17 protein-coding genes and 3 pseudogenes are annotated in these 22310 nt (G+C 57.0%); 16 read left to right on the top strand and 4 right to left on the bottom strand.

Annotated features, from left to right (window positions below; translation table 11 throughout):
• The first annotated feature begins 53 nt into the window (after nucleotides 1–53).
• Nucleotides 54–1469, top strand: coding sequence for a flagellar filament capping protein FliD (gene fliD, locus AC2LD7_RS12715; RefSeq protein WP_484598098.1), 1416 nt, complete (start codon nucleotides 54–56; stop codon nucleotides 1467–1469).
• 130 nt (nucleotides 1470–1599) lie between these two features.
• A complete protein-coding gene (fliS, locus tag AC2LD7_RS12710) occupies nucleotides 1600–1989 on the top strand; it encodes a flagellar export chaperone FliS (RefSeq protein WP_484598104.1) in 390 nt (129 codons plus the stop codon).
• Between the two features lie 73 nt (nucleotides 1990–2062).
• Here fliS and ppnP read toward each other — a convergent pair whose 3' ends face one another.
• Both ppnP and AC2LD7_RS12700 read right to left on the bottom strand, forming a co-directional pair.
• A complete protein-coding gene (ppnP, locus tag AC2LD7_RS12705; RefSeq protein WP_484598097.1) occupies nucleotides 2063–2344 on the bottom strand; it encodes a pyrimidine/purine nucleoside phosphorylase in 282 nt (93 codons plus the stop codon).
• Between the two features lie 180 nt (nucleotides 2345–2524).
• Nucleotides 2525–2820 (bottom strand): annotated as a pseudogene (locus tag AC2LD7_RS12700) (DMT family protein).
• 150 nt (nucleotides 2821–2970) lie between these two features.
• On the opposite strand from AC2LD7_RS12700, the pseudogene AC2LD7_RS12695 reads away from it, so the two are divergent.
• Nucleotides 2971–3222: pseudogene (locus tag AC2LD7_RS12695) on the top strand (YkgJ family cysteine cluster protein).
• A gap of 231 nt (nucleotides 3223–3453) precedes the next feature.
• Here the strand turns inward: AC2LD7_RS12695 and gltA are convergent.
• The gene (gltA, locus tag AC2LD7_RS12690) at nucleotides 3454–4725 is read right to left on the bottom strand and encodes a citrate synthase (RefSeq protein ID WP_484598096.1); all 1272 of its coding nucleotides are present in this window, start codon (nucleotides 4723–4725) and stop codon (nucleotides 3454–3456) included.
• A gap of 360 nt (nucleotides 4726–5085) precedes the next feature.
• Here gltA and sdhC point away from each other — a divergent pair, with 360 nt between their 5' ends.
• The 13 genes and pseudogenes from sdhC to AC2LD7_RS12625 all read left to right on the top strand — a co-directional run bounded on the left by sdhC (nucleotide 5086) and on the right by AC2LD7_RS12625 (nucleotide 19583).
• The gene (gene sdhC / locus AC2LD7_RS12685) at nucleotides 5086–5460 is read left to right on the top strand and encodes a succinate dehydrogenase, cytochrome b556 subunit (protein ID WP_484598095.1); all 375 of its coding nucleotides are present in this window, start codon (nucleotides 5086–5088) and stop codon (nucleotides 5458–5460) included.
• Nucleotides 5454–5822 (top strand): succinate dehydrogenase, hydrophobic membrane anchor protein, encoded by a 369-nt coding sequence (gene sdhD, locus AC2LD7_RS12680; protein ID WP_484598094.1) that lies wholly within the window; start codon nucleotides 5454–5456, stop codon nucleotides 5820–5822. Before sdhC ends, sdhD begins: the two co-directional genes overlap by 7 nt.
• A 3-nt stretch (nucleotides 5823–5825) precedes the next feature.
• A complete protein-coding gene (gene sdhA / locus AC2LD7_RS12675) occupies nucleotides 5826–7598 on the top strand; it encodes a succinate dehydrogenase flavoprotein subunit (protein WP_484598093.1) in 1773 nt (590 codons plus the stop codon).
• A 10-nt stretch (nucleotides 7599–7608) separates the two neighbouring features.
• Nucleotides 7609–8313 (top strand): succinate dehydrogenase iron-sulfur subunit, encoded by a 705-nt coding sequence (locus AC2LD7_RS12670; protein WP_484598092.1) that lies wholly within the window; start codon nucleotides 7609–7611, stop codon nucleotides 8311–8313.
• Between the two features lie 289 nt (nucleotides 8314–8602).
• A complete protein-coding gene (locus tag AC2LD7_RS12665) occupies nucleotides 8603–11434 on the top strand; it encodes a 2-oxoglutarate dehydrogenase E1 component (protein WP_484598091.1) in 2832 nt (943 codons plus the stop codon).
• 70 nt (nucleotides 11435–11504) lie between these two features.
• Entirely contained in the window at nucleotides 11505–12725 is a 1221-nt protein-coding gene (odhB, locus tag AC2LD7_RS12660) for a 2-oxoglutarate dehydrogenase complex dihydrolipoyllysine-residue succinyltransferase (protein WP_484598090.1), read from the top strand.
• 98 nt (nucleotides 12726–12823) lie between these two features.
• Nucleotides 12824–14260 carry a dihydrolipoyl dehydrogenase gene (lpdA, locus tag AC2LD7_RS12655; protein ID WP_484598089.1) on the top strand — a complete coding sequence of 479 codons (1437 nt, stop codon included), beginning with the start codon at nucleotides 12824–12826 and terminating at the stop codon, nucleotides 14258–14260.
• Between the two features lie 177 nt (nucleotides 14261–14437).
• Nucleotides 14438–15604: an ADP-forming succinate--CoA ligase subunit beta gene (sucC, locus tag AC2LD7_RS12650; RefSeq protein WP_484598088.1), complete on the top strand. Its 1167-nt coding sequence runs from the start codon at nucleotides 14438–14440 to the stop codon at nucleotides 15602–15604.
• Nucleotides 15604–16491: a succinate--CoA ligase subunit alpha gene (gene sucD, locus AC2LD7_RS12645; protein WP_484598087.1), complete on the top strand. Its 888-nt coding sequence runs from the start codon at nucleotides 15604–15606 to the stop codon at nucleotides 16489–16491. Before sucC ends, sucD begins: the two co-directional genes overlap by 1 nt.
• 167 nt (nucleotides 16492–16658) lie before the next feature.
• Complete coding sequence (brnQ, locus tag AC2LD7_RS12640; RefSeq protein ID WP_484598086.1) at nucleotides 16659–17969, top strand: branched-chain amino acid transport system II carrier protein; 1311 nt, start codon at nucleotides 16659–16661, stop codon at nucleotides 17967–17969.
• Between the two features lie 86 nt (nucleotides 17970–18055).
• Entirely contained in the window at nucleotides 18056–18781 is a 726-nt protein-coding gene (locus tag AC2LD7_RS12635) for a DUF599 domain-containing protein (RefSeq protein WP_484598085.1), read from the top strand.
• 57 nt (nucleotides 18782–18838) lie between these two features.
• A pseudogene (locus tag AC2LD7_RS12630) lies at nucleotides 18839–19027 on the top strand (thioesterase); the annotation flags it as partial.
• A 163-nt stretch (nucleotides 19028–19190) separates the two neighbouring features.
• The gene (locus tag AC2LD7_RS12625; protein ID WP_484598084.1) at nucleotides 19191–19583 is read left to right on the top strand and encodes a GFA family protein; all 393 of its coding nucleotides are present in this window, start codon (nucleotides 19191–19193) and stop codon (nucleotides 19581–19583) included.
• A gap of 200 nt (nucleotides 19584–19783) precedes the next feature.
• Here the strand turns inward: AC2LD7_RS12625 and AC2LD7_RS12620 are convergent, their stop codons facing one another.
• Nucleotides 19784–22204 carry a hybrid sensor histidine kinase/response regulator gene (locus AC2LD7_RS12620; RefSeq protein ID WP_484598083.1) on the bottom strand — a complete coding sequence of 807 codons (2421 nt, stop codon included), beginning with the start codon at nucleotides 22202–22204 and terminating at the stop codon, nucleotides 19784–19786.
• Nucleotides 22205–22310 lie beyond the last annotated feature (106 nt).

Here is a 22310-nt window from a genome sequence, read left to right as displayed (position 1 = left end):
TTGAATGGCAAGCGGATTGTTCTACAACGTTGTTTTCTTGACGAGGTAAGGTTATGGCGGGCGTAACGGGCATCGGTTCCGGAATCGATATCGACAGTATCGTAGCCAGTATGGTGGCTGCGGAGCGCGCGCCAAAAGAGTCGCAGCTCAGCACGCTTGAGTCCAAAACCACCACGCGGATAACGGCAATCGGCACGCTGAAAAGTGCCATCAGCGAGTTTCAGACAGCGTTGGGTAAGCTAAACAAGCCCGAGCTGTTTCAGGCCAGAGCGGCAACCTCTTCTGATGCTGACCTGCTTGCAGTAACGGCGGGGATATCGGCAGGTGCCGGCAGCTATAAAGTCGAAATCAGTCAGCTTGCAGCTGGGAGCAAAGTAGCGCTTCAGGCGATAGCTGACGACTCCGAAACGCCGGTAACCCTCGGTAGCGGAACCCTCACTGTCAGTATTGGTGACATTGCACTGCCTGCGATCACGGTGGGTGAGGGGAACAACACCTTGGCCGGTATTAGGGATGCCATTAACAAGGCCGGCGCTGAGAAAGGTCTGAGCGCAACCATCGTAACTGACAATTCTGGATCTCGGTTGGTGCTTAGCAGCTCAACTACAGGTGAGAACGAAGACATTACTGTCTCGGTGAGCGGAGCGAGTGGTGATCTGTCCAAATTAGCTTTTGCTGGCGGAACGGCAGCACCGGGTAATGACGGTTCGGCGGGTGTCATAACTAAAGCCAGCAGCGCCGAGCTCACCATTGATGGTTTGAGTGTGATCAGCAAGACCAACAAGATCGATACCGCCATTGAGGGGGTTACGTTGGACTTGAAAGGACTTACGGAGGTTGGCAAGCCGTTGACAATTGGCGTAACACTGGATGAAGCCGGCGTTACCAAACAGATCCAAACCTTCGTCGACGCTTATAACAAGCTGATAGGTGTTGTGAATGCCCAGACGAAGGTTACCCCAGTTGGCGATGGCAAAACGCCGGTAACCGGTGCGCTGGTTGGAGATGCAACTGCTCGGACTTTGCTCAACACCATTCGTAATGAACTGGTAACAATTGGGGGTTCGGGTAATATCCGTGCGCTCAGCGATATCGGTATTACAACCCAAAGAGATGGCACACTCAAAGTAGACAGCGATAAGCTAGCCGAGTTGACCAGCAACAGCTTCGAGGAGTTGGCCAACCTGTTTGCTGGCGAGAAGGGCTTGGCGACCCGGCTTGATGAAAAGCTCAAACCATACACTGAAACTGGCGGCATTCTTGAGCAGCGAAACAAGTCGATGACCGAGACCATTTCCAACATCGACAAGCAGAAGGAAGATCTCAACCGGCGCATTACTTCTCTGCAAGAGCGTCTCTACAAGCAATTCAATGCGATGGATTTGCTGGTTGGCCAGTTGAGTAATACCTCGAATAGCTTGATTGCTTCTCTGGAAAATCTTCCGTGGGCGGCAAGCAATTCAAAATAATGCGCATCGCATAACGAAGCCGCCATTTAGGCGGCTTTGTTCGTTCAAAAAGTTGATGCAGCCATAAAGTTTTTCAGCGATCGCCCGATACATTGATATGCAAATTGATGTGGCAAGGGGCTCATCCAAAATGAATGCTATGGCAGCAATGAGGCAGTACCAGCAGGTTGGCGTAAAGGTCCAGGTTAACGAGGCTGATCCACATCGATTGATTCAGATGCTAATGCAGGGTGGCCTAGATCGTATTGCCCAAGCCAGAGGTGCAATGGAGCGTGACGCATATGCGGAGAAAGGAGCGCTGATCGGAAAGGCGGTTAATATCATCGGCGGGCTGCGAGATGTGTTGGACAAGCAGGCGGGCGGCGAGTTGGCGGAGAATCTTGATCGTCTTTACGAGTTCATGACTATGCGACTATTCGAAGCCAGTCGTCACAATGAAGTGAGCAAGCTGGATGAGGTCGCGAAACTGCTGGGTGAAATCAAGGAAGGGTGGGACGGCATCGCACCCAGGCCTGATTGAAAGCCCTAAAACACAGGCGTTTTGTAACGCTAACGCACTGTCTGGTAATCGCGCCAACCAGTGCGTTTTACGTTCAGCGGTACTCGCAAAGATAAGCAGTATCTGCAGCTACTGTCAGCTGGAATTTGCTATTTGCTGGTACGGTGAATTGAGTGCCGGCACCAAAGGTCTCGTAGCGCTCGCTTCCCGGCAGTTTCACGTCCAGGCTGCCCGCAACAACGTGCATCACTTCTAGCTGATTGGTGCCGAACTCATAATCGCCCGGGGCCATGACGCCAATGGTGGCCGGGCCTGTTGCCATATCGAACGCAATGGATTTGACGGTGCCGTCGAAATACTCGTTAACCTTGAACATCGGAAACCTCTCAGGGGGCGGAAAGGGGGCCAGTATGCCGAAGCTGCTTTATGGCGTCATCTTCCTAGTGTCTTGCTGTCCAATGCCAGCGTTACCCTCCAAGTCTGCAAAAATCGTTAACCTCTCTGAAGGTGGCCGGCGAGCCTGTTCTGCACCACTGAAGCCGAAGCTTCATAACGCTTACGACCGAAAGATAAAATAAACCGCACCCATCAGACATAGCCCCGCCCATAGGTAGTCCAGTTTCAGCGGCTGCTGTATGTACAACACGCTGAGCGGCCAGAAGCTGGCGAGCGTGATCATTTCCTGCATGATTTTAAGCCGCCCGATCGACAGTTCGGTGCAGCCGATGCGGTTGGCGGCACCGCACCAGCTGATCAGAGCGGCTATCAGGCAAGCGCCTTAAGATGGCCGTACCAGGCGAAGGTCATGAACAGGCTGGAGAGGGAGAGCAGTGCGGCGGTCTGAAGCCAGATGGTATGAGGCAATACTCTGGAAGATGGTGGATCCTATTGGGTCGTTGATGGCCTCGTAAGTGCCCCGATGTACGCCTCGTAGCGCTAGTGCCTTTTGCTCGGGCAGCCATTATTATCGCCGCCCCGTCTTTTTCATTTCGGATGATTGAAATGGATTGCCGTCCCGGTTGCGGTGCCTGTTGTATTGCTCCATCGATCAGTTCGCCGATTCCCGGCATGCCTTTCGGCAAGTCGGCCGGTGAGCGCTGCCTGCATCTTTCCGAGCGCAATCTGTGTGGGCTGTTCGGCGATCCATAGCGGCCTGCTGTTTGCGCCGCGTTTCAGGCAGATCATGTGGTCTGTGGCGATAGCCGACAGGATGCGATTCGATTGCTCGGCTGGTTGGAGCAGGCGACCGCGTGATGTCTGGATTGGTTTGACAAGACACAGCCCTAGGGCGGGTGCAGCCCGCTGGCCCTTCTGGTTAACGGGTTCCTGGCATTTGACATTGCCTCTGCGCTGTACCGAACCGCGTTTTCGGCGGGTTTCACCCGCCCTACGGAGGTTGCCGGTTTCGGTTGGTCTTATCAGGCGGTTGCTGTAGTCACAAAAAAGGCTGCCCATGGGCAGCCTTTCTCATTACCAGCTAACGACTCAGCGAGGTAGGTCGCGCTGGGGGTGGCCGGTGTACAGCTGACGCGGACGGCCGATCTTCTGGCCCATCGCGATCATTTCCTTCCAGTGCGAGATCCAGCCGACGGTGCGCGCCAGGGCGAAGATCACGGTGAACATGCTGGTCGGGATACCGATCGCCTTGAGGATGATGCCGGAGTAAAAGTCGACGTTCGGGTAGAGGTTGCGTTCGGCGAAGTAGGGATCGTTCAGCGCGATCTCTTCCAGCTTCATCGCAAGCTCGAGTTGTGGATCGTTGATGCCCAGTTCGCTCAGCACTTCGTCGCAGGTCTGCTTCATGACCTTGGCGCGCGGATCGAAGTTCTTGTAGACGCGATGGCCGAAGCCCATCAGTTTGAACGGATCGTTCTTGTCCTTGGCCTTGGCCAGGAACTTGTCAATGTTCGACACATCGCCGATTTCGTCGAGCATCGTGAGTACGGCTTCGTTCGCGCCGCCGTGTGCCGGGCCCCAGAGAGCCGCAATACCTGCAGCGATACAGGCGAAGGGGTTGGCACCGGTTGAGCCGGCCAGGCGAACCGTGGACGTGGAGGCATTCTGCTCATGGTCGGCGTGCAGAATGAAGATGCGGTCCATGGCCTTGGCCAGCACGGGGCTGATCGGCTTCACTTCACATGGTGTGTTGAACATCATGTGCAGGAAGTTTTCAGCGTAGTTCAGGTCGTTGCGCGGATACATCATCGGCTGACCCATGGAGTACTTGTAAACCATGGCGGCCAGAGTCGGCATCTTGGCGACCAGGCGCACCGCGGAAATTTCGCGATGGTGCGGGTCGTTGATATCCAGCGAGTCGTGATAGAAGGCTGAAAGCGCGCCAACTACGCCGCACATGATGGCCATCGGGTGTGCGTCGCGACGGAAACCATTAAGAAAGGACTTGAGCTGCTCGTGAACCATCGTGTGGTTCTTCACGGTGCTGATGAACTTCGCCTTTTCTTCGGCGGTCGGCAGTTCACCGTTCAGTAGGAGGTAGCAAGTCTCCAGATAATCGGATTTTTCGGCCAGTTGTTCGATCGGGTAACCGCGATGCAGCAGAACGCCCTGGTCACCGTCGATATAGGTGATCTTAGATTCGCAAGAGGCGGTGGACATGAAGCCGGGATCGAAGGTGAAGCGACCCGTGGAGGTCAGGCCTCTTACGTCGATTACGTCGGGCCCTACGGTACCGCTTAAAACGGGCAGTTCGATGGCGTCTGTGCCCTCGATAATCAACTGCGCTTTGTTGTCAGCCATGTATGGCCTCCTGTTTTATGCTTGGAATCATCATGGCCCCCCACGCAGGGCCCGCATCACTATAGTGAGATAAATCACAAAGTCAATTTGCGCGGCCCCCCTGTCGCAGAGGGGGTTTACGGGTGAATTCGCAATACAGATAGCCTGTTTACGGCATTTATATAGGGGTCGCCATGCGTCTTTAGTGGCACTTCACCACATTGTCATTAGCGACCTAACTGTTTATACTCGGCAACCGACCGGCAGGGGCCTAACAGGCAGTTTCCTGTGGGTTGTCACTCGTGGGTGGCGGGTACCGCTGCGTACTCTTCCCAACAACTTTGCCCTGGTCTTCGGGGCTCTCAAGTGTGAAAAAAAGCCGTGAAAAGCCAACGACCTGTAAACCTAGATCTTAGGACTATAAAACTCCCAATCACTGCCTACACGTCGATCCTTCACCGTATCTCCGGCGTGGTTCTGTTCGTCGGTGTGGCCATTCTGCTGCTTGCGCTGGATGCCTCGCTTTCTTCTGCCGAAGGCTTCGAAGAGGTGAAGGCGTACATCGGCAGTCCGCTGGCCAAGCTGGTGATCTGGGTGCTGCTGTCTGCATTGCTGTATCACCTGGTGGCCGGTGTGCGTCACCTCATCATGGACACGGGGCATGGCGAGACGCTGGAAGGCGGCAAGCTGGGTTCGAAAATCGTTCTAGCCGTTTCGGCGGTGCTGATCGTTCTGGCGGGAGTATGGATATGGTAACCAACGTCACGAACTTTTCGCGTTCGGGTCTCTATGATTGGATGGCTCAGCGCGTCTCAGCAGTGGTTCTCGCGGCTTATTTCCTTTTCTTGATCGGATATCTAGTTGTCAATCCAGGGCTGGAATACGCTCAATGGCATGAGCTGTTTTCGACTAACTGGATGCGCATCTTCAGTCTTCTGGCACTGGTTGCTCTGAGTGTTCATGCATGGGTTGGTATGTGGACGATTTCCACTGACTACCTGACCAGCATGGCGATCGGTAAGTGGGCTACCGGTGTGCGTTTCCTCTTCCAGGCGGTGTGTGGCATAGCCATGTTCACGTTCTTCGTCTGGGGTGTGCAGATTCTTTGGGGTATCTGATCCATGGCTAGCATTCGTACTCTTTCTTATGACGCCATCATTATCGGTGGCGGCGGCGCTGGCATGCGCGCTGCGCTGCAGCTGGCCCAGGGTGGCCATAAAACTGCTGTAGTGACCAAGGTTTTCCCTACTCGTTCGCATACCGTTTCCGCTCAAGGCGGTATTACCTGTGCCATCGCGTCTGCGGACCCGAACGATGACTGGCGCTGGCACATGTACGATACCGTCAAGGGTTCCGATTACATCGGCGACCAGGACGCTATCGAATACATGTGTTCCGTCGGCCCGGAGGCCGTCTTCGAGCTGGAGCACATGGGGCTGCCGTTTTCTCGTACCGAACAGGGCCGCATCTATCAGCGTCCGTTCGGTGGCCAATCCAAGGATTATGGCAAGGGCGGTCAGGCTGCTCGTACCTGCGCTGCTGCTGACCGTACCGGTCACGCGCTGCTTCACACGCTTTATCAGGCCAACCTGAAAGCCGGTACCTCCTTCCTTAATGAGTGGTACGGCGTCGATCTGGTGAAGAATCAGGATGGCGCCATCGTCGGCATCATTGCGATCTGCATCGAGAATGGCGAAACCGTTTATATCCGCTCCAAAGCTGTGGTTTTGGCTACCGGCGGTGCGGGTCGTATCTACGCATCGACTACCAATGCCCTGATCAATACTGGTGACGGTATCGGCATGGCACTGCGTGCTGGTGTGCCGGTTCAAGACATCGAAATGTGGCAGTTCCATCCGACAGGCATCGCAGGTGCTGGCGTGCTGGTTACCGAAGGCTGCCGCGGCGAAGGCGGTTACCTGATCAACAAGCACGGTGAGCGTTTCATGGAGCGTTACGCTCCGAACGCGAAAGACCTGGCTGGTCGTGACGTGGTTGCGCGCTCGATGGTCAAGGAAATCCTGGCCGGCAACGGCTGTGGACCGGATGGCGATCACGTAATGCTGAAGCTCGATCACCTGGGTGAGGAAGTGCTGCATAGCCGCCTGCCGGGCATTTGTGAGCTGTCGAAGACTTTTGCTCACGTCGATCCGGTGACTGCTCCTGTTCCTGTGGTGCCAACCTGCCACTACATGATGGGTGGTATCGCCACGAATATTCATGGTCAGGCAATGACCCAGGATGCCAACGGCAACGACAAGATCATCGATGGGCTTTTCGCAGTAGGCGAAGTCGCTTGCGTATCCGTGCATGGCGCCAACCGTCTCGGCGGTAATTCGTTGCTCGACCTGGTCGTGTTCGGCCGCGCAGCCGGACTGCATCTGGAAAAAGCTCTGAAGGACGGTATCGAGCATCGCGGTGCTACTGAAACCGATCTGGACGTAGCGCTGAACCGCCTGGCTTCGCTGAACGAGCGCACTGCGGGCGAAGACGTTGCGACGTTGCGTAAAGAACTGCAGAGCTGCATGCAGAACTACTTTGGTGTGTTCCGTACGGGCGAATACATGCAGAAGGGCATCGCTCAGCTTGCCGATCTGCGTCAGCGCATCGCTACCGTCAAGATTTCTGACAAGAGCCAGGCGTTCAATACCGCCCGTATCGAAGCGCTGGAACTGCAAAACCTGCTTGAAGTCGCTGAAGCAACTGCTATCGCTGCAGAAAATCGCAAAGAGTCCCGCGGCGCGCATGCCCGTGAAGATTTCGAAGAGCGTGACGATGAGAACTGGCTGTGCCACACCTTGTACTTCCCAGGTGAGAAGCGGGTAGCCAAGCGTGCCGTGAACTTCTCTCCGAAGACAGTTCCGACTTTCGAACCCAAGGTCCGGACTTACTGAGGTCGCCAATATGTTGCAAGTAAGCGTTTATCGCTACAATCCGGATAAAGACGAAAAGCCATATATGCAAGACTTCCAGATCAATACCGATGGTAAGGATCTGATGGTTCTGGACGTTTTGGCGCTCGTAAAAGAACAGGATGAAGGTTTCTCCTATCGTCGTTCCTGCCGCGAAGGAGTCTGTGGCTCCGATGGCATGAATATGAACGGCAAGAATGGTCTGGCCTGCATCACCCCGCTGTCTGCCGTGGTCAAGGGCGACAAGCTAGTGGTCCGTCCGCTGCCTGGTTTGCCAGTTATTCGTGACTTGGCTGTGGATATGGGCATCTTCTATAAGCAGTACGAGAAGGTTCGTCCTTATTTGATGAACGATACGCCTGCTCCGGCTATCGAACGTCTCCAGAGCCCAGAAGAACGCGAGAAGCTTGACGGTCTGTACGAGTGCATTCTTTGCGCTTGCTGCTCGACCAGCTGCCCGTCCTTCTGGTGGAACCCGGACAAGTTCCTTGGTCCAGCTGCGCTGCTTCAGGCCTACCGCTTCCTGGCCGACAGCCGCGACACCGAAACCGAGAGCCGTCTGAGTGCGCTGGACGATCCGTTCAGTGTGTTCCGCTGCCGCGGCATCATGAACTGCGTGAGCGTTTGCCCGAAAGGGTTGAACCCGACAAAGGCGATCGGTCACGTGCGTAACATGCTGCTGCAGAGCGCTACCTGATGTGCCATAGGTGTCTGCGGTTATTCGCATAGTTGCAGGCCCGTAATGCTTCACCGCGAGACCTACGGCGCCGGAGTCTGACCTCGGCGCCGTAGTTTTAGTAGGAATCTCAGCTCACAAAGTCGAGATTTCACTCTGAAAATTTGATGACCAGCAGGAGCATCCGGGGTGGTTCTCGGAAACTATCTGCGCGGTCCGTGGTGGCTTTACCTGGTCGCTGCTTCAGAACTTGGGAAGTCATGCTGCGGTCTCCACGCTGGTGGTGTCTCCTTATCGAAGGTGACCAGACATGCAAGAAAGCGTAATGCAGCGCATGTGGGACAGTGCCCACCTATCCGGTGGTAATGCTGCCTATGTGGAAGAGCTATACGAGCTCTACCTGCACGATCCCAACGCTGTGCCCGAAGAGTGGCGCACCTACTTCCAGAAGTTGCCCGTCAGCGGTGGCACTGCGGCAGATGTATCGCACTCGACAATCCGCGATCACTTTGTCCTGTTGGCCAAGAACCAGCGTCGCGCCCAGCCTGTTTCCGCAGGCAGTGTAAGTAGCGAACACGAGAAGAAGCAGGTCGAAGTCCTGCGTCTGATTCAGGCCTATCGGATGCGTGGCCATCAGGCCGCGCAGCTCGATCCGCTTGGCTTGCAGGAGCGCACGGCGCCGGCTGATCTGTCAATCAATCACTACGGCTTGACCGATGCAGACCTGGATACGGTTTTCCGTACTGGCGATCTTGCCATGGGCAAGGATCAAGCAACCTTGCGCGAAATCCAGCAGGCGTTGCAAGAGACGTACTGCCGCACCATCGGTGCCGAATTCACCCATATCGTCGATTCCGAGCAACGCAACTGGTTCCTACAGCGTCTGGAAAGCGTCCGTGGGCGCCCAGCCTTCTCGCCGGAAATCAGAAGCCATCTGCTCGAGCGACTGACCGCTGCCGAGGGCCTTGAAAAGTACCTGGGTACCAAGTATCCGGGAACCAAGCGCTTCGGCCTTGAAGGCGGCGAGAGCTTGATTCCGCTACTGGACGAGATCATTCAGCGGTCCGGCTCTTACGGCACCAAAGAAATCGTTATCGGCATGGCCCACCGCGGTCGTCTCAACGTACTGGTCAATACCTTCGGCAAGAACCCGCGCGACCTCTTCGACGAGTTCGAAGGCAAGAAGGTCGAGGGCCTCAGCTCCGGTGACGTCAAGTATCACCAGGGGTTCTCGTCGAACGTGATGACGTCGGGCGGTGAAATTCATCTGGCAATGGCGTTCAACCCATCCCACCTGGAAATCGTTTCTCCAGTGGTCGAAGGCTCCGTTCGTGCTCGTCAGGATCGTCGTTGTGATGTGGTTGGTGACAAGGTCCTTCCGGTGACTATCCACGGCGACGCCGCGGTCGCGGGGCAGGGCGTGGTCATGGAGACTTTCCAGATGTCCCAGACTCGAGCCTATCGAACTGGCGGCACCATCCGTATCGTGATCAACAACCAGGTCGGCTTCACTACCAACAAGCAGGAAGACGCCCGCTCCACTGAGTACGCGACCGACGTTGCGAAGATGATTCAGGCCCCGATCTTCCATGTGAACGCGGATGATCCGGAAGCTGTTCTGTTCGTCACTCAGCTTGCCGTCGATTATCGCATGCAGTTCAAGCGTGACATCGTCATTGACCTGATCTGCTACCGTCGCCGCGGTCACAACGAGGCCGACGAGCCGAGCGGTACTCAGCCGCTGATGTATCAGAAGATCGCCAAGCAGCGCACCACCCGTGAGCTGTATGCCGATTCGCTGATTCAGTCGAAGGTGCTGGAAGACGCGCAGGTGCAGGCAAAGGTCGACGAATACCGCACCGCGCTGGACAACGGTTTGCACGTGGTTAAAAGCTTGGTCAAAGAGCCGAACAAAGAGCTTTTCGTCGATTGGCGTCCTTATCTGGGCCACGCCTGGACTGCCCGTCATGACACGCGTTTCGACCTGAAAGCCCTGCAGGAGCTGTCCAACAAAATGTTGGCCACCCCCGAAGGTTTTGTTGTTCAGCGTCAGGTTTCGAAGATTCTCGAAGACCGTCAAAAAATGGGTGCTGGTGCGCTGGCGATCAACTGGGGCTACGCCGAGACATTGGCTTATGCCACCTTGTTGTTCGAAGGTCATCCGGTGCGCATCAGCGGTCAGGATGTTGGTCGCGGTACCTTCTCACACCGCCATGCGGCGCTGCACAACCAGAAGGATGGCAATACCTATATCCCGCTGCAGCATCTGTACGAAGGGCAGCCGCGCTTCGATCTGTACGACTCCTTCTTGTCGGAAGAAGCCGTGCTTGCGTTCGAATACGGCTATGCCACCACCATGCCGAATGCGCTGGTGGTCTGGGAAGCTCAATTCGGTGACTTCGCCAACGGTGCACAGGTCGTCATCGACCAGTTCATTACCAGTGGCGAGCACAAGTGGGGTCGCCTTTGCGGTCTGACTATGCTGCTTCCGCACGGCTATGAAGGGCAGGGGCCTGAGCATTCATCCGCTCGTCTGGAGCGCTACCTGCAGCTTTGCGCCGAGCACAACATTCAGGTTTGCGTGCCGACTACGCCGGCGCAGGTCTATCACATGCTTCGTCGCCAGGCGATCCGCCCGCTGCGCAAGCCGCTGGTAGCCCTGACGCCGAAGTCGCTGCTGCGCCACAAGCTGGCGACGTCGACGTTGGAGGAGTTGACTCAGGGCTCGTTCCTGACTGTGATCCCGGAAATTGATCAGATCGAGCCGAGCAAGGTCGAACGTTTGGTCATGTGCAGCGGTAAGGTCTACTACGATCTGCTGGACAAGCGCCGCAATGAAGGCCGCGAAGATATCGCGATCATTCGTCTCGAGCAGCTATACCCGTTCCCGGAAGATGATCTGGCCGAGGTGCTCGCGCCTTACCAGAATCTCAAGAGCATCGTCTGGTGTCAGGAAGAGCCGATGAACCAGGGCGCGTGGTACTGCAGCCAGCACCACATGCGTCGCGTTGCCGTTGCGCACAAGAAGGAGCTGTTCCTGCAATACGCGGGCCGTGAAGCCTCTGCTGCGCCTGCGGTCGGTTACGCCTCCATGCACGCGGAGCAGCAAGAAAAGCTGCTGCAGGACGCGTTCACCGTTTAATCCATTCTTGCAAGAGGCCGCGAAAACCGCGGCCTCGATGTAGAAACCGAATCAAATAGGACCCCAGCTAATGGCTATCGAGATCAAAGCCCCCCAATTTCCGGAATCGGTTGCTGACGGCACCGTTGCCACCTGGCACAAGCAGCCGGGCGAAGCGGTCAAGCGCGACGAGCTGATCGTCGACATCGAGACCGACAAGGTCGTGATGGAAGTACTGGCCGAAGCGGATGGCGTACTGACCGAAATCGTCAAGAACGAAGGCGATACCGTGCTCAGCGGCGAGCTGCTCGGCAAGCTGGAGGCTGGCGCTACTGCTTCGGCCGCTCCTGCTGCCGCGCCTGCAGAAACTTCCGCACCGGCTTCCGCTTCTGCTCCGGCTGCCGGCGGCGAAGACGCCATCCTCGCGCCTGCTGCGCGCAAGCTGGCTGAAGAGAACGGTATCGACCCGAACAGCGTCAAAGGTACTGGCAAGGACGGTCGCGTGACCAAGGAAGACCTGGTCGCCGCTATCGAAGCCAAGAAGTCAGCCCCGGCTGCAGCCAAGCCTGCTGCTAACGCTGCCGCTGCACCTGTCGTTGCTGCCGGTGATCGCACCGAGAAGCGCGTGCCGATGACCCGCCTGCGCGCCAAGGTTGCCGAGCGCCTGGTCGAAGCACAGTCGAACATGGCGATGCTGACCACCTTCAACGAGGTCGACATGACTGAAGTCATGGCGTTGCGTTCGAAGTACAAGGACCTGTTCGAAAAGACCCACAACGGTGTGCGCCTGGGCTTCATGTCTTTTTTCGTCAAGGCTTCCGTCGAGGCGCTGAAGCGCTTCCCGGCAGTCAATGCCTCGATCGACGGCACCGACATCGTCTACCACGGCTATCAGGACATCGGCGTCGCCGTCTCCAGCGACCGTGGTCTGGTCGTGCCGGTCCTGCGCAATGCCGAACTGATGAATCTGGCCGAAGTCGAAAGCGGCATCGCCACCTTCGGTAAGAAGGCCCGCGACGGTAAGCTGTCGATCGACGAAATGACTGGGGGCACCTTCACCATCACCAATGGTGGTACTTTCGGTTCGATGATGTCGACCCCGATCGTCAACCCGCCGCAAGCCGCCATCCTGGGGATGCACAACATCCTGCAGCGTCCGATGGCCATCAACGGTCAGGTGGTCATCCGGCCGATGATGTACCTGGCTCTGTCCTACGATCACCGCCTGATCGACGGCAAGGAAGCGGTCAGCTTCCTGGTGACCATCAAGAACCTGCTGGAAGATCCGGCCCGCCTGCTGCTGGACATCTGATAAAGCGCTACAGGCAGCAGGCGACAGGCCGCAGGTGGTAACGCTTGGGCCTGCAGCCTGTAGCCTGCAGCCTAAAGCTGCCTTAAAGAGGATTCGTAATGAGCCAGAAATTCGACGTCGTCGTCATCGGTGCCGGCCCCGGTGGTTATGTAGCAGCCATTCGCGCTGCGCAGCTGGGCCTGAAGACCGCCTGTATCGAAAAATATCAGGGCAAGGAAGGCAAGACCGCCCTCGGCGGCACCTGCCTGAACGTTGGTTGCATCCCGTCCAAGGCGCTGCTGGACAGCTCCTACAAGTTCCATGAAGCCCACGAGAGCTTCAAGGTTCACGGCATCAGCACTGGTGAAGTGGCCATGGACGTACCGACCATGGTGGCCCGCAAGGATCAGATCGTTAAGAACCTCACCGGCGGCGTTGCGGGCCTGCTGAAGGCCAACGGCGTGACCGTCTTCGAAGGCCACGGCAAGCTGCTCAGCGGCAAGCAGGTCGAAGTCACAAAGCTCGACGGCAGTACCGAAACGCTGGCTGCAGAGAGCGTCATTCTGGCTTCGGGCTCCAAGCCGGTGGACATCCCGCCAGCGCCAGTCGATCAAAACGTCATCGTCGATTCAACCGGCGCGCTGGATTTTCAGAACGTTCCGGCCAAGTTGGGCGTAATCGGTGCAGGCGTTATCGGTCTGGAGTTGGGCTCGGTATGGGCTCGCCTGGGCGCAGAAGTAACCGTGCTGGAAGCGATGGATAAATTTCTGCCTGCCGCTGATGAGCAGATCTCCAAGGAGGCCTTCAAGGTCCTCACCAAGCAGGGTCTGAAAATCCTGCTGGGCGCTCGCGTCACCGGTTCTGAAGTGAAAGGCGACCAAGTCACCGTCAACTTCACCAATGCCGAAGGCGAGCAGCAGCAGACCTTCGACAAACTGATCGTTGCGGTTGGCCGTCGCCCGGTTACCACGGACCTGCTCGCTGCCGATGCCGGCGTCGACATGGACGAACGTGGCTTCATCTTCGTTGACGACTATTGTGCAACCAGCGTCCCAGGCGTCTACGCCATCGGTGACGTGGTACGCGGCGCCATGCTGGCGCACAAGGCCTCGGAAGAGGGCGTGATGGTGGCCGAGCGTATCGCCGGTCATAAGTCGCAAATGAACTACGACCTGGTTCCGTCGGTCATCTATACCCATCCGGAAATCGCGTGGGTCGGCAAGACCGAGCAGGCGCTCAAGGGCGAAGGCGTAGAGATCAATGTGGGCACCTTCCCGTTCGCTGCGAGCGGCCGTGCGATGGCGGCTAACGACACCGCCGGTCTGGTCAAGGTGATTGCCGATGCCAAGACCGACCGTGTTTTGGGTGTTCACGTCATGGGTCCGGCTGCAGCCGAACTGGTTCAGCAGGGTGCTATCGGCATGGAGTTCGGCACTAGCGCCGAAGACCTCGGCATGATGGTCTTCTCGCATCCGACCATGTCCGAAGCGCTGCATGAAGCAGCATTGGCAGTGAATGGTCACGCCATTCATATTGCTAACCGCAAGAAGCGCTAACAGCGCCGATGTAGAAGACGACTTGCGGTGTTTCTTCGGAAGGCTCGCAAGTCGTCAAATACCTTCACTGCAAAGTATGACAGGTCCTTGAAAGGTATCCTCGATAGTTTTCAGCGACTTGAGGCGACGCGGCATACATGCAACGTCTGATGCACATCAAACCGAACGGTAGCTAAGATGAATCTTCACGAATATCAGGGTAAGCAACTGTTTGCCGAGTACGGATTGCCAGTTTCCAAAGGTTACGCGGTCGATAGCCCCAAGGAAGCGGCAGAAGCCTGCGATCACATTGGTGGTACCGAGTGGGTGGTCAAAGCCCAGGTGCATGCCGGCGGTCGCGGCAAGGCGGGTGGCGTGAAGCTGGTGCGTAGCAAGGACGAAGCCCGTGCTTTTGCCGAGCAGTGGCTGGACAAACGTCTGGTGACTTACCAGACCGACGCCAACGGCCAGCCGGTAAGCAGAATTCTCGTAGAAGCCTGCACCGACATCGACAAGGAGCTGTACCTGGGCGCTGTGGTCGATCGAGCCACCCGCCGAATCGTGTTCATGGCGTCCACCGAAGGTGGCGTAGACATCGAAAAGGTCGCTCACGACACGCCCGAGAAAATCCTCAAGGCCACCATCGATCCGCTGGTGGGCGCGCAGCCTTTTCAAGGTCGCGAGCTAGCATTCCAGCTGGGTCTGAAGGGTGATCAGGTCAAGCAGTTCGTTCATATTTTCGTAGGGCTGGGCAAGCTCTTCGTCGATTACGATTTGGCTCTGCTGGAAGTCAACCCGCTGGTGATCAAGAAGGACGGCAACCTGCACTGCCTGGATGCCAAGCTCAATATCGACAGCAACGCCATCTACCGCCAGCCCAAGCTGCGCGGCATGCAGGATCCGTCGCAAGATGACCCGCGCGAAGCCCATGCGGCCAAGTGGGAACTGAACTATGTGGCCTTGGACGGCAACATCGGTTGCATGGTCAACGGCGCGGGCCTGGCCATGGGCACCATGGACATCGTCAATCTGCACGGCGGCAAGCCGGCCAACTTCCTCGACGTAGGTGGCGGTGCTACCGAGGAACGGGTTACCGAAGCGTTCAAAATCATTCTTTCCGATGAAAACGTCGCCGCTGTTCTGGTGAACATCTTCGGTGGGATCGTCCGTTGCGACATGATTGCTGAAGGCATCATCGGCGCGGTCAAGGAAGTCGGCGTAAAGGTGCCGGTAGTCGTTCGCCTGGAAGGCAACAACGCCGAGCTTGGCGCGAAGATGCTGGGTGAAAGTGGTCTGAACATCATCGGTGCGACCAGCCTGACCGATGCGGCCATTCAAGTCGTCAAAGCCGCGGAGGGCAAATAATGAGCGTCCTGATCAACAAAGACACCAAGGTTATCTGCCAGGGCTTTACCGGCTCGCAGGGTACCTTTCACTCCGAACAGGCCATCGAATACGGCACCAAGATGGTCGGTGGCGTGACGCCGGGCAAAGGCGGCACGACTCATCTCGGCCTGCCGGTGTTCAACACCGTCAAGGAAGCCGTAGAGGCGACTGGCGCTGAAGCCTCGGTCATCTACGTGCCTGCGCCGTTCTGTAAGGATTCGATCCTTGAAGCCGCGTTCGGTGGCATCAAACTGATCGTCTGCATCACCGAGGGTATCCCGACCCTCGACATGCTCGAAGTGAAGATCAAGTGCGACGAGTTGGGTGTGCGTCTGATCGGCCCGAACTGCCCCGGCGTGATTACTCCCGGTGAGTGCAAGATCGGTATCCAGCCAGGTCACATTCATTTGCCTGGTAAGGTCGGTATCGTCTCGCGTTCCGGTACGCTCACCTACGAAGCGGTCAAGCAGACCACAGACGCCGGTTTCGGCCAGTCTACCTGCGTGGGTATCGGTGGCGACCCGATCCCGGGATCGACCTTCATCGACATCCTCACGCTGTTCCAGGAAGACCCGCAGACCGAAGCGATCGTGATGATCGGCGAAATCGGTGGTTCCGCTGAGGAGGAAGCTGCAGCCTTTATCAAGGCCAACGTCACCAAGCCAGTGGTTTCCTATATCGCTGGCGTGACTGCGCCTGCCGGTAAGCGTATGGGCCATGCCGGTGCGATCATCTCAGGCGGCAAGGGTACTGCTGACGAGAAGTTCGCCGCGTTGCAGGATGCCGGCGTCAAGACCGTCCGCTCCCTTGCCGATATCGGCAAGGCGCTTGCGGAATTGACCGGTTGGGAAGTTAAGCAGAGCTGATTCGGCCCCTGCGATACAAAATGCCAGTCAGGTAATCTGACTGGCATTTTTATTTGCGCGCGACCTAACGGCGCTCGTAATAGGCGCGCTTGATATTGGCGCCAGCTACCGGAAAACACTTGGGTGCGTTCGTCGTACCAGAACTTTGCTGCAGTGGTGAAAAACCGATGACTCGCTTGAAAGGCCTGGATCTGCTGGCCCTTGGATTCATGACATTCGCGCTGTTCCTTGGCGCCGGTAATATTATCTTTCCTCCTAGCGCCGGATTGGCTGCGGGAGAATCTATCTGGCCCGCGGCGGCTGGCTTTCTTCTGACAGGAGTCGGCTTGCCATTGCTCACCGTGGTTGCGCTGGCAAGAGTCGGCGGTGGCATGGATCGGTTGACGGCACCTCTTGGCCGCGGTGCTGGAACGCTTCTGGCGGTTGCCGTGTATCTCGCGATCGGGCCACTCTTCGCCACGCCTCGTACTGCTGTGGTTTCGTTCGAAATGGGCGTGGCACCGTTCACCGGCAACTCCGCAATTCCTTTGCTCGTTTATACCGCGCTGTTCTTCGCTGCGACTTTGTTTCTAGTGCTCAATCCCGGCCAGCTGGTCAACCGGATCGGTAAATTCATCACCCCTGTACTGCTTGCGGCCTTGCTGGTTTTGGGCGGGGCAGCGCTCTTCGCACCGGCCGGTGAAGTGGGTGCTACCGCCGAAAGCTACCGCAACGATCCCCTGCTCAAGGGGTTTCTCGAAGGTTATCTGACCATGGATACCCTTGGCGCGTTGGTGTTCGGTATCGTGATTGCGACGGCCATTCGTGATCGGGGTGTGTCGGAACCCGCCTTGGTAACGCGCTATTCGATGATCGCTGGAGCGATTGCAGCTATCGGGCTATCGCTCGTTTACCTGGCCCTTTTCTATCTCGGGGCCACCAGCCAAAGTATTGCAGGCGATGCGCAGAACGGAGTGCAGATCCTGACTACCTACGTGCAGCACACGTTCGGCGTTACGGGCAGCCTGTTGTTGGCTGTGGTCATTACCCTGGCCTGCCTGACGACTGCGGTGGGGCTGACTACCGCTTGCGGAGAGTTTTTCGGCAGTCTCCTCCCAGTCAGTTATCGCACCGTGGTGATCGTTTTTACGCTGTTTAGCCTGCTTGTGGCGAATCAGGGGCTCACTCAACTGATCAGCGTTTCGGTCCCGGTGCTGGTCGGGCTCTATCCGCTGGCAATCATGCTGGTGGCGCTGAGTCTGCTTGACCGCTGCTGGATCTCGTCGAGCCGGGTGTTCGTTCCGGTAATGGCGGTGACGCTTGTTTTTGGCGTTGCGGATGGTCTCTCCGCTGCTGGCTTTACCGATCTGGTGCCGGGATTTTTTAAAGGATTGCCGCTGGCGGCCCAGAGTATGGGTTGGCTGGTGCCGGTGTTGGTCACCTTGGTAATCGCATTCGTTGTAGACCGATTGCTCGGTACACGTCGGATCGCTACATAGATCGGACGCCGCAGCAAAATACGCCTGGGAATCGGGCCGTCAGATTTGACTGGCTATAATCAGGCGCCTGTACCGAGGGGTTTTTCATGTCGATTCCGAGCGATCTGCTACCGCACCTGATTGCTGTCGTCTGGTTCATTCTGTGTTGGGTAGGCTATACCCGATATGCAAGTTGGCGTGGCAAGGATACCGCTTGCCTGGCCAGCGTTCTGCATCTGTACCGTCAGGATTGGATGCGCCGCATGCTGCTGCGTGACAACCGGATTGCCGATGCAAACGTCATCGGCAATCTTGAGCGCAATGCAGGATTTTTCGCGTCGAGCACGTTGATTATCCTGGCCGGTATTCTCACCGTGTTGGGAGCGTCTGACCGAGCCATGTCATTGTTGGCCGATCTGCCGTTCGCCCAGCCAGTGAGCCGAGGACTATCCGAGATCAAGCTGCTCGGACTAGGGGTGGTCTTCGTTTATGCGTTCTTCACCTTCAGCTGGTGCATGCGGCAGTACAATTTCGCGGCTGTGCTGGTTGCATCCGCACCGATGGCGGGCGAGCGCAACGTGAGCGACCAGGAGCGCAAGTCATTCGCCGAACGCGCAGCACGGGTAATCTCGATGGCTGCCAACCAGTTCAACTTCGGCTTACGTGCGTACTATTTCGGCATGGCAACGCTGTCCTGGTTTATTCATCCCTGGTTCTTCATGGGCGTAACGGCCGGCGTCGTGCTAATCCTTTATCGTCGCGAGTTTCATTCCGATGTGCTCAAGGTAATGGTATTTACGCCAACTTTGCCTATCGAAACTCCCAAGCAATAAGGAAGATATCGCCGGGAGGCTTAAAATGCTCGGCTCGATTCGGTCTCGAGAATTCGCATGAGCGATAGTCTGATATTGGAGCGTACTCAGCACTTCCTTTCCTTGTTACGCCATTGTCAGGTTCTTGGCATGAGCGTCGAGCACGCTGATACCAAAGGGCTCACGCTGTGCCTTTCCTGCTGCGAGAAAATTGTCAGCAATCCGGAAAGCGGACTCGTCCATGGTGGGGCGATCACGACGCTTGTGGCAGTTAACGGCGCTTTGCATGTTTAACTGCTATTTTTTCAAAACCATCGATATCGCCGTTTGCGAGGCTGCGCCGGCGCGTAACTTGGGAAGACAGCCCTCGCGGTAGCCATCAACGAATGCCCAAGCGTCGAATCATCCGCTTGTTTAGAGGAGGCGCAGCATGGACCGATTCACAGGCGGCTGCCTTTGCGGCAACGTCCGAATTGTGGCGTCGGGACTCCCATACCGGGTCGGCCTTTGTCACTGTCTCGACTGCCGCAAGCATCACGGGGCACTTTTTTACGCTTCTGCAGTGTTCCCTCAAGCCGCGGTGACGATCGATGGCGAAACACGTGACTACGCCGGACGATTTTTCTGTCCCCGCTGCGGCTCGTCCGTTTTCGCACGCACCGCAGATGAAATCGAAGTGAACCTGGGATCCCTGGATGCCCCTGACCAACTGATACCCACCTACGAAAGTTGGATCATCCGTCGCGAGGCCTGGCTGCCGCCGTTTCCGCTCACGAGGCGATACGAGCATGATCGTGACCCCTCGGGTCGCTTTGAAGACTAGTGGGCCAAACGGTTCGGTAGTTCTACCTGCGCACTTGCTGTGCGGGCAGCCCTTTCGCTGGAAGTAATTACGTTATCGCTAAGCGCTTTCTGCGTAAGGGCTACCCGGATATCTGAATTCCAGCCCATTGCCTCCAAACATTAGATTCACAATCAAGATCTCGAAGATCCGCTGCGATGGCACTGGCTGATCGCAGGCTACTAGCTTGATTCGGCCACATTTATAAAATTTTCGAGCTCGTCAAAATTGATGGGCTTCACGAAATGTGCATCAAACCCTGCGGCCATGGACCGGTCCTTATCGGACTGTTGGCCATATCCCGTGATAGCGGCGAGCACCAGTTTTGCGCCGAGCGGTGCCTGGCGAAGCCGGCGTGCGATCTCGTAGCCATCCATGCCAGGCAAGCCGATATCGAGAAGGACCACATCAGGAAGGAACCCATCGATTTTCGACAATGCGGTCGGCCCATCTGGCGCTATGGACACCGCATGGCCGAGGTCTTCGAGAAGCAGCTTCATGGTTTCGGCAATATCCTCACTGTCTTCCACAACGAGGATTCTTTTCGTTTCAGGTAAAGCGTCAGGGCTGCCTGGATGTTCCGATTGTCCGTTTACCGCATCTACCAGTACGGGCAGCGAGACGACGAATTCAGAGCCCCGGCCGGGCCCCTCGCTTCGGGCCTCTACGGAACCGCCATGCATAGTGGTCAGCTGCTTGACCATGGTCAGCCCGACTCCCAGGCCGCCTTGTGATCGGTCGAGCTCGCGGTGCCCCTGAACGAACAGTTCGAAGATCGAAGTCTGTTCGTCCTCCTGCAACCCGATGCCATCATCCTTTACCTGCAGTTTCGCAATGCCGTCCTGTACGACGATGCTCACATGAATGCGTCCTTCAGGACCGCTGTAGGTAGCGGCGTTCTCAATCAGGTTGGCTAGTATCTGCTCGATGCGTACCGCGTCGCCGTTGATCCAGACCGCTGTGGCCGGCAGTGCTGCTTCCAGCATCTGCCGTTCGCCAATGAGCCCAGCCTTTGCGCTCGCCACGGAGTGCGCCACGATCTCGACGAGGTTTATGCGGGCCAGCCGCAGTGAGACCCGGCCGTTGGTTGCCCGGGACACGTTGACCAGATCGTCTACCAGTACGCTCAGGGCATCTATCTGACGTTGAAGGATGCCTAGCGCATGGCTATCGTCGCGTCTGGAATGAAGCACCGTGACCGCATTGCGGACTGCGGCGACTGGGTTGCGCAGTTCGTGCCCGAGCATGGCGAGGTATTCGCTCTTGAGGCGGTCCTTCTCAAGCAGCCGAACATTGGCTAAGTGACGGGCTTCTTCAGCACGGGCACGTTCTACCGCCTCCCAGGTTCTCTCGGCAGTTTCCTCGATTCGCGCGATTTCGCTCGCGGACCATGAGCGCGGTGATGCCTGGTGAGCGACGAGTACCGCGCTGGCTCGGCCTTCCTTGAGTATGGGTACGATAACGTAGGCCAAGATATCGAAGCCCAGCGTAGCAGCACGCTCATCAGGACCAAGACGGGTGTCCGAAGGTACGTCCGTAATCACCAGCGTTTGGCCTGATGGTATCTGCCGCATCAAGCGTGGCCCGAAAGCATCGAGGCGGTGATAGCCGACGGCACTGGCGACGCCGGCGTGGTAGTCCGCCGCTACGTTAACGTGGCTACCATCGACACTTATCTCCGCATAAAACACCCGGTTCGCCTTCAGATGCTCGCCAAGCAGACGAGCCGCCTCGAGCTGAATTTGCACCGGGTTCGCCAGTGGTCGAATCGCTTCATTGAGCTGCAGGCGATAGGCGCTCGCCGCGGCATTGGAGCGTTGCAGCTCTTCGGCAAGTTTCATTGCGTGAATGTCCGTGGCCGTGCCAAACCAGCCGGAAACTCCGGAGGGTTCGGTGAACAGGAATGCTCGGCTCAAATGCCAGCGATACATTCCGGTTGCCATGCGAATACGGTGCTCGATCTCGTACGGCTGTTGCGTAGCAAGCGCTGCGCCCCATGCCGCCACGCTTTTTTCCATGTCGTCTGGGTGCAGTACCTGCTCCCAGGTCCAACTTTGATCCGCCTGACGCTCGAAGCCGCTGTATTCAACGGCGCGTGCGTTGTAGTACTCGACAACGCCGTCTGTGCTTGCGATCCATACCAGTTGGGGCATGCCATCAGCCAGATGACAGAAACGAAGCTCCCTTGATCTGACTGCGGATATGGAGAGATTTTCTGCAACCTTATCGCTGGATAACTGCTCGTTCGCCCGCTGTTCCGAAACTTCGAGCAGCAGCATATTGTTTGCGACCGGGACTGCTCGGAAGGTTATTTGGCGGAGACTGCCCACACTGTCGCGAATAGCACCGCAACCTGAGCCAAGGTCCGCATCCTGAAGGTGCTGCCTGAGCAGCTCGGCTCCCTCGACGTTGCCTGCCGAATCCCGAATTTCAAGGATCTCCAACAGCGGCTGCCCTTTTAACTCGTCCAAACCATATCTCGCCATTGCAAGCGCGGCCGGATTGGCCGAAAGACATGAGAGCTCGGCGTCAACAACAAAAAGCCCCACTGATGTTTCTAACCAAGCCTGATGGAGAAAGGGTGAGGTTGTTTTACTCGTCATCGGACTTCCCTTATGCTCCGTTGCCGCATTTGAACTCCGTTAACTGACACAGAACAATCCAGGTACGTTTAGCCATACAGTCTCTGACCACGGCTATGCGTAAACG

Source organism: Stutzerimonas sp. (assembly GCF_982611455.1).
This window is presented reverse-complemented; position numbering and strand designations above follow the sequence as displayed.

Excerpts from the sequence above, each read along its gene's own strand:
- fliD (WP_484598098.1), top strand. The coding sequence starts at position 54 with ATGGCGGGCGTAACGGGCATCGGTTCCGGAATCGATATCGACAGTATC.
- fliS (WP_484598104.1), top strand. The coding sequence starts at position 1,600 with ATGAATGCTATGGCAGCAATGAGGCAGTACCAGCAGGTTGGCGTAAAG.
- ppnP (WP_484598097.1), bottom strand. The coding sequence starts at position 2,344 with ATGTTCAAGGTTAACGAGTATTTCGACGGCACCGTCAAATCCATTGCG.
- gltA (WP_484598096.1), bottom strand. The coding sequence starts at position 4,725 with ATGGCTGACAACAAAGCGCAGTTGATTATCGAGGGCACAGACGCCATC.
- sdhD (WP_484598094.1), top strand. The coding sequence starts at position 5,454 with ATGGTAACCAACGTCACGAACTTTTCGCGTTCGGGTCTCTATGATTGG.
- sdhA (WP_484598093.1), top strand. The coding sequence starts at position 5,826 with ATGGCTAGCATTCGTACTCTTTCTTATGACGCCATCATTATCGGTGGC.
- AC2LD7_RS12670 (WP_484598092.1), top strand. The coding sequence starts at position 7,609 with ATGTTGCAAGTAAGCGTTTATCGCTACAATCCGGATAAAGACGAAAAG.
- AC2LD7_RS12665 (WP_484598091.1), top strand. The coding sequence starts at position 8,603 with ATGCAAGAAAGCGTAATGCAGCGCATGTGGGACAGTGCCCACCTATCC.
- odhB (WP_484598090.1), top strand. The coding sequence starts at position 11,505 with ATGGCTATCGAGATCAAAGCCCCCCAATTTCCGGAATCGGTTGCTGAC.
- lpdA (WP_484598089.1), top strand. The coding sequence starts at position 12,824 with ATGAGCCAGAAATTCGACGTCGTCGTCATCGGTGCCGGCCCCGGTGGT.
- sucC (WP_484598088.1), top strand. The coding sequence starts at position 14,438 with ATGAATCTTCACGAATATCAGGGTAAGCAACTGTTTGCCGAGTACGGA.
- sucD (WP_484598087.1), top strand. The coding sequence starts at position 15,604 with ATGAGCGTCCTGATCAACAAAGACACCAAGGTTATCTGCCAGGGCTTT.
- brnQ (WP_484598086.1), top strand. The coding sequence starts at position 16,659 with ATGACTCGCTTGAAAGGCCTGGATCTGCTGGCCCTTGGATTCATGACA.
- AC2LD7_RS12635 (WP_484598085.1), top strand. The coding sequence starts at position 18,056 with ATGTCGATTCCGAGCGATCTGCTACCGCACCTGATTGCTGTCGTCTGG.
- AC2LD7_RS12625 (WP_484598084.1), top strand. The coding sequence starts at position 19,191 with ATGGACCGATTCACAGGCGGCTGCCTTTGCGGCAACGTCCGAATTGTG.
- AC2LD7_RS12620 (WP_484598083.1), bottom strand. The coding sequence starts at position 22,204 with ATGACGAGTAAAACAACCTCACCCTTTCTCCATCAGGCTTGGTTAGAA.